Below are 5,990 nucleotides of genomic sequence, written 5' to 3' on the forward strand. Positions count from 1 at the left end.
GTAAACGATGTCTCCGGTTTCAGATGTAAACGATGTGTCCGGTTCTACACCCGCGCTGGGCTGCGAAGCAGCCCTAATCCAGGCACCGCATTCTTCCTGTTGAAACGCGCCGGCAGGTTTTGGGGCGGCTTCGCCACCCAGCGCGGGGCAAGCCCGCTCACCACAAAAGCCTGTTCAGCACTTAACGCCGCGTCCACAGTGGGTTGTGTTCAAACCGTCAGAACGTCTGTCCCAGGTTCAGGTACACCGCTTTCTGATGCTCGGAGTTGACGCCGTAGCTGAAATTCAGCGGGCCCAGCGGTGTGTCGAACCCCAGGAAAATACTGGCGGCGTTGATGTAGCCGCTGTCGAATTCGTTATCGTTGTTCCACGCTCGGCCGCGTTCCAGCGAGGCGCCGAGATACAGCGGGAAATCCAGTGGCAGGTACGAACGAGGGGTGAGGCGGCGGTAGTACACCGCCCGCATCAGGCTGATGTTCTGCCCTGAAATCGCGTCCTGGCGAAAGCCCGACAACTGCCGTGCACCGCCCAGCAGAAAGCTGGAAATCACCACGTCCGAATCGTCCAGTGTGCGCCCGTAGCGCCCGCCGAGCACCAGTGTGTCGGGGCCGTGGCTCATGGCCTTGTCCAGCGTGAACTCCCATTGCCGGTAGCGCTGGTCCGAGCCCAGCCCCGGTTCGAATTCGCGGTAGGCCAGGCCGATGTCTTCACCGGTGTGGGGGAAGTACACGTTGTCCAGGGAGTCGAAGGAGTACTTCAGTTCATAGAAGCCTTCGCTGAAGCTCACGCTGGGCAGGTCGCGGTCGCCGATACGTACGTCCGCCTTGCCCCAGGCCTCGCCGACGCCGAAGCGGATTTCGCCGCTGTTGCCGATCTGTCGCCCCACGTTCAGGCCGAAACCGTAGCGTTCCAGGCGATATTCGGAGATGGGGTCGTTGTCCAGGATCAGCTCGACGTTCTGTGCCTGGGCGCTGATATAAGGCGCGACAAAGTAGCGTGAGCCGGTGTCCATCGGTTGATAGAACTCGCTGTACAGCTCTTGTCGATCACCGATCTGCACCCGCGTCAGCCACTCGGCGCCCAGGCGGTTGATGCCATTCATGCGGTAGCTGGCGCCGAGGTTGAATGCACTGTCGCCGCGCATGTCATCCGACAGATTCAGACCCAGGCGCAGGTAATCGGTACCGGCACGTTTGCCCCGTGCGCTGATGACCAGGGTGTTGTCCTGGCCCTTCTTGACCACGCGGTATTGCACTTGCTCGAAGTAATCCAGGCCGTACAAGGTGCCCATATCGGCCTGTAAGCGGCCAAGGTTCAGCGGCTCACCCAGGGGTTGGCGAATGTAGTAGCGGATCACGTCGTTGCTGACTTTCGAATCGTTTTCCACGTCGATGGCGGTGATTACCGGCGTGCGTTCACCCGGAGTGCGCGCGGCCACCAGTTGCGGGTCGATCGGTTCGGCGGGGCGCAGGTGAGCCAGTCGCGCATCGAGGGTGCGGGTCGCGCGGTAGCCGGCATCGATCATGTCTTTGGCGCGACCGAAGTCGGTCACGCCGTAGGCCGCGAGGGGCGGCTGGATCAACACGTCCTTGGGGTGCAAGGCCTTGAGTTGTTCTTCGGAGTTGCGCCGGGTCATCAGGGTGATCGACTGGTTGAGCACATCCACCACGGTCGCCAGTTGCTTGCGCGAGCGCAGCGGGGTGCCGATATCCACCACGATGGCGATATCGACGCCCATCTCCCGCGCCACGTCCAGCGGAATGTTATCGGTCATGCCGCCGTCCACCAGCAGGCGCCCGTCGATTTCCACTGGCGCGAACACCGCCGGGATCGACATGCTCGCGCGGATGACCTGGGGCAGGTGGCCCTTGCGGAACACCACTTTCTCGCCGGTGGTGATGTCCGTCGCCACGGCGCGGAAGGGGATCGGCAGCTTGTCGAAATTGCGTGTGTTACTGCTGTGGGCAAACATGCTTTCGAGCAACAAGGCGAGGTTCTGGCCCTGGATCACGCCCAGGGGCAGGCCCAGGCTGCCGTCGTCGCGAAAGCTGAGTTTCTGTTTGACCAGGAAATCCCGGTCATCCTGCTTGCGCCGAAAGGGCACGTCTTCCCGGGGCGGTGCATCGGACAGTGCCTGTTGCCAGTCAATATTGAGCGCGAGCTTTTCCAGTTCATCGATCTTGTAACCCGAGGCGTACAGCCCACCAATCACCGCACCCATGCTGGTGCCGGCAATCGCGTCGATCTGGATGCCCTGTTCTTCCAGGGCCTTGAGCACACCGATATGCGTCAGGCCACGGGCGGCACCGCCTGACAGCACCAGGCCGATTTTCGGACGTGGGCTTTCAACGGCGTCGGCAATCAGGGGGAACAGGCACAGCACAAGGCAGGACAACAGGCGGCGCATCATCAATCTCGAGGCTTGGCGATAAGGCCGGTATTATAGCCAGCCGATCCTCCGAGCCCGTTATGCCAGGAACCTGTCAAATTATGTCCGCGAGCAAACCCGAGATTGTCATCACCTATTGCACCCAGTGTCAGTGGCTGTTGCGCGCGGCGTGGCTGGCCCAGGAGCTGCTGAGTACGTTCGCCGACGACCTGGGCAAAGTGTCGCTCGAGCCGGCGACCGGCGGGACGTTCCGTATCACCTGCGATGGTGTGCAGATTTGGGAGCGCAAGGCGGATGAGGGCTTCCCCGAAGCCAAGGTGCTCAAGCAGCGCGTACGTGACCAGATCGACCCGCAGCGCGACCTGGGGCATAACGACCGCACACGCTGAAGGTCACCACCGGTGAGCGATGGTGACCTTCATACCGTTATTTGGTGGCGAGCTTTTGCTTGATGAACCCCACGACCCATGTCAGCACCAACCCGCCGACACCACCGCCGACGATATTGCTGCCCACTGCCGCGACATCCAGTGCTTCGCCGCCGGATGTACCGGTGAACTGGGCCAGCACCTGGCCCAGTACCAGGCCGCCGACACCGCCGAGCATGGTATTGAGCCCGGTCCCCAGGCTTTGTTTGGTCATGCCCGCCAGGTTACCGCCGACGGCTCCGCTGATGATCTGCACCAGCAAGCTGATAAGTGTTTCCATGATGAAGCTCCTGCATAGCGTTTAGGGAGTGACCACTCGCTTGCAGCAACTTCAAGGGACATGGCTGGCGTCGAGCGGCCTTATCCGTTGAACGACGACAGACTGTTGCGGATGCGCAGAGTATAGATCAGGCCGTCGCGGCGGGCTGTTTGGCCTGGCTGGCACCCCCCATCAGGCCGGACAGCACGATGGCGATGATGATCAGCACGCCCCCCAACAGCATGCGCAGGGTCGGCGTTTCGGCGAACAGCAGCCACGCCACGGTGATGCCGTAGAGCGGCTCCATGGCAAACACCACCGAGGCGGTGCGTGCCTTGATCACCGCCAGGCTGGCGACGAACAGACTGTGGGCGAGCCCGGTGCAGAACACGCCGAGCAGACCGATCCACAACCAGTCCAGTGCGCGCACGCTCGCCAGTCCCGGCGCCGCGAACGGCAACAGGCAGGCAGCCACCACGAGGTTCTGGCACAAGGCGGCCTGGACCGCCGGGATACGCCCGGAGCTGGCGCGGTTGTTCAGTGACAACAGGGAAAACAGCAGCCCCGACGCGATCCCCCACAACAAGCCGCCGGTGGCCTCGCTGGCCAGGTTGAAGTCCGGGGTGACGAGCACCAGGCCCACGCTGACCAACGCCACCAGCACCACTTCATTGGCGCGGATTCGCTCACGGAAAATCAGCCCTTCGAGCATCACGGTGAAAGCAGGGAAGGCGGTGAACCCCAGGGTCGCAACCGCCACCCCGGCGACTTTGACCGCAACGAAGAAGGTCACCCAGTGAGCCGCCAGCAACACGCCGCTGATCAACAGGCGGCGCCAGTCGCGCGCCTGCAGTTTTTTCCAGGTGTTGTTGCGGGCCAAGCGCGCGAACAGCGCAAGGGCGGCCACGGCAAATACGGCACGCCCAAATACGATGATCGTAGGCGACGCGGCCGCCAGCTTGCCGAATACGCCGGTAAGGCCAAACATCAATGCGCCGATATGCAGGGCGCCCAGGGCTGAACGGGGAGTCATTGCGATCCTTGAACCAACGGGGGTGACAGCGTCGCAGTCTAGAGGGTGTCAGGCCCCGGCGTCTGTCGCCCGCCTCGCGATTTTTATCGCAGGACTCTTCCTACGATACCCGGCGCAGCGCACCCGGGGAGGCGCCAAATTCGCGCAACATGGCTGCGGCAAAGGCACTTTGGGAGTTGTAACCGACACGCTCGGCGATTTCGCCGATGGGCAGCGGGGTTTCTCGAAGCAGTTTAAGCGCCATGTTCAGGCGACGGCTGCGCAGGTAGTCCATGGGCGTCTGTCCGCACTCCGCCATGAACCGTGCATGCAGACGCGCGACGGAAAGGCCGGCGATTTTTGCCAGGTCCGCCACTTGCAGCGGATGTGCCAGGTGTCGCTCGATATGTGCATTGAAGGCTGCGTAGGGCAGGCGTCGTCCCGGTTCGGGCCGGGCCAGGGGATGATTGAGGCTGGCAAGCAACAGCACGGCGCCTTGCTGCACAATCAGCGGGTCATCCACCGGGCTGTGCGCCAGCCATTGCACCAATTGGCTCTGCCGGGCATCCAGGGCCAGGCGTGCGGGTCGGTCGAGCAGGCGGCGGCTGGCATCGGCGTGCTCGCCCAGCGATTGCAGCACCCAGTGTTCCGTGGGCACGTCCAGGACCAGGCAGCGGCTGCCATCGCGGCTGCCACAGGCGTGGTGGGCGGAGAAGGGCAGCACCATCACGCTGCTTTCATGCACCTGGCTGCCGCGCCCATCGACTTCCAGGTCCAGATGCCCGGACAGCCCGAACACCAACTGTGCATGGTCATGGCTGTGGGCGAGGGGCGCTTCGATGTAGTGGCGTAGCGTGAGGGACGGTCTCATCGCGGTCTCCGGGGCTGCAAGCCGGCAGTCTACAACGCTTCGCGCTCATTGAGCGCTGTCATCAGACTGACGCACCGTTGTCATGGACTATTAATCGCCATGGCGCAAGCTCGCGAAAACACCGTCGAGGGATGCCCATGACCAGTGCCGAGTTCGCCAAGCCCAGCCGCAAGCAACGGGTTCGTACCCTGTGGATTTCCGATGTGCACCTGGGCACCCGGGATTGCCAGGCCGAACACCTGTCGCAGTTTCTCAAGGGCTATCACGCCGACAAGGTGTACCTGGTCGGCGACATCATCGACGGCTGGAAAATGCGCGGCGGCATGTACTGGCCCCAGGCTCACACCAATGTGATCCGCCGGTTGCTGACCATGGCCAAGCGCGGCACCGAGGTGATCTACGTCACCGGCAACCATGACGAGTTCCTGCGTCGCTATTCCAAGCTGATCCTGGGCAACATCCAGTTGGTGGACGAAGCGGTGCACGTGACCGCCGACGGTCGCCATCTGTTGGTGATCCATGGTGATCAATTCGACGTGATCACCCGCTATCACCGCTGGCTGGCATTCCTCGGCGACTCGGCCTACGAATTCACCCTCACCTTGAACCGCTGGCTGAACCACTGGCGCGCGCGGTATGGCTACGGCTATTGGTCGCTGTCGGCATACCTGAAGCACAAGGTGAAAACCGCCGTGAGCTTTATCAGCGATTTCGAAGAAGCCATCGCCCACGAAGTCACTCGGCGCGAACTGCATGGTGTGGTATGCGGGCACATCCACCATGCCGAGATTCGCAAGGTGGGCGAGGTGGACTACCTCAACTGCGGGGATTGGGTGGAATCGTGCACGGCGTTGATCGAACATTGGGATGGCAGCATCGAGTTGTACCGGTTGGCCGATGCGCAGGCCAAAGAAGCCTTGCTGAAAGCCGAGATGATTGCAGGCTAGAGCCGGGCTCGGTCGAAAGTGTGGGAGCGGGCTTGCTCGCGAATGCGGTAGGTCAATCACCTGATGTGTCGGATGACACACCGC

6 protein-coding genes are annotated in these 5,990 nt (G+C 62.4%); 2 read left to right on the plus strand and 4 right to left on the minus strand.

The genetic code is table 11. The features are described 5' to 3' along the window. Positions 1–217 precede the first annotated feature (217 nt). Entirely contained in the window at positions 218–2,407 is a 2,190-nt protein-coding gene (locus ACW9IB_RS29075; RefSeq protein WP_457416749.1) for a patatin-like phospholipase family protein, read from the minus strand. Between the two features lie 83 nt (positions 2,408–2,490). Here ACW9IB_RS29075 and ACW9IB_RS29080 point away from each other — a divergent pair, with 83 nt between their 5' ends. Then, entirely contained in the window at positions 2,491–2,778 is a 288-nt protein-coding gene (locus tag ACW9IB_RS29080) for a SelT/SelW/SelH family protein (protein WP_457366099.1), read from the plus strand. Between the two features lie 37 nt (positions 2,779–2,815). Here ACW9IB_RS29080 and ACW9IB_RS29085 read toward each other — a convergent pair whose 3' ends face one another. From ACW9IB_RS29085 to ACW9IB_RS29095, 3 genes are all read right to left on the minus strand, one after another. Beyond that, positions 2,816–3,097: a hypothetical protein gene (locus ACW9IB_RS29085; protein ID WP_457366098.1), complete on the minus strand. Its 282-nt coding sequence runs from the start codon at positions 3,095–3,097 to the stop codon at positions 2,816–2,818. 127 nt (positions 3,098–3,224) lie between these two features. Beyond that, positions 3,225–4,109: a DMT family transporter gene (locus ACW9IB_RS29090; protein WP_457416751.1), complete on the minus strand. Its 885-nt coding sequence runs from the start codon at positions 4,107–4,109 to the stop codon at positions 3,225–3,227. A gap of 100 nt (positions 4,110–4,209) precedes the next feature. Beyond that, a complete protein-coding gene (locus ACW9IB_RS29095) occupies positions 4,210–4,959 on the minus strand; it encodes an AraC family transcriptional regulator (protein ID WP_457366096.1) in 750 nt (249 codons plus the stop codon). Between the two features lie 137 nt (positions 4,960–5,096). On the opposite strand from ACW9IB_RS29095, the gene ACW9IB_RS29100 reads away from it, so the two are divergent. Then, complete coding sequence (locus tag ACW9IB_RS29100; RefSeq protein WP_457416753.1) at positions 5,097–5,906, plus strand: UDP-2,3-diacylglucosamine diphosphatase; 810 nt, start codon at positions 5,097–5,099, stop codon at positions 5,904–5,906. Positions 5,907–5,990 lie beyond the last annotated feature (84 nt).

The sequence above is a fragment of the Pseudomonas sp. SDO524_S393 genome (assembly GCF_054071875.1).

Coding starts and splice junctions, on each gene's coding strand:
- ACW9IB_RS29075 (WP_457416749.1), bottom strand. CDS start 2,407: ATGCGCCGCCTGTTGTCCTGCCTTGTGCTGTGCCTGTTCCCCCTGATT.
- ACW9IB_RS29100 (WP_457416753.1), top strand. CDS start 5,097: ATGACCAGTGCCGAGTTCGCCAAGCCCAGCCGCAAGCAACGGGTTCGT.
- ACW9IB_RS29080 (WP_457366099.1), top strand. CDS start 2,491: ATGTCCGCGAGCAAACCCGAGATTGTCATCACCTATTGCACCCAGTGT.
- ACW9IB_RS29095 (WP_457366096.1), bottom strand. CDS start 4,959: ATGAGACCGTCCCTCACGCTACGCCACTACATCGAAGCGCCCCTCGCC.
- ACW9IB_RS29085 (WP_457366098.1), bottom strand. CDS start 3,097: ATGGAAACACTTATCAGCTTGCTGGTGCAGATCATCAGCGGAGCCGTC.
- ACW9IB_RS29090 (WP_457416751.1), bottom strand. CDS start 4,109: ATGACTCCCCGTTCAGCCCTGGGCGCCCTGCATATCGGCGCATTGATG.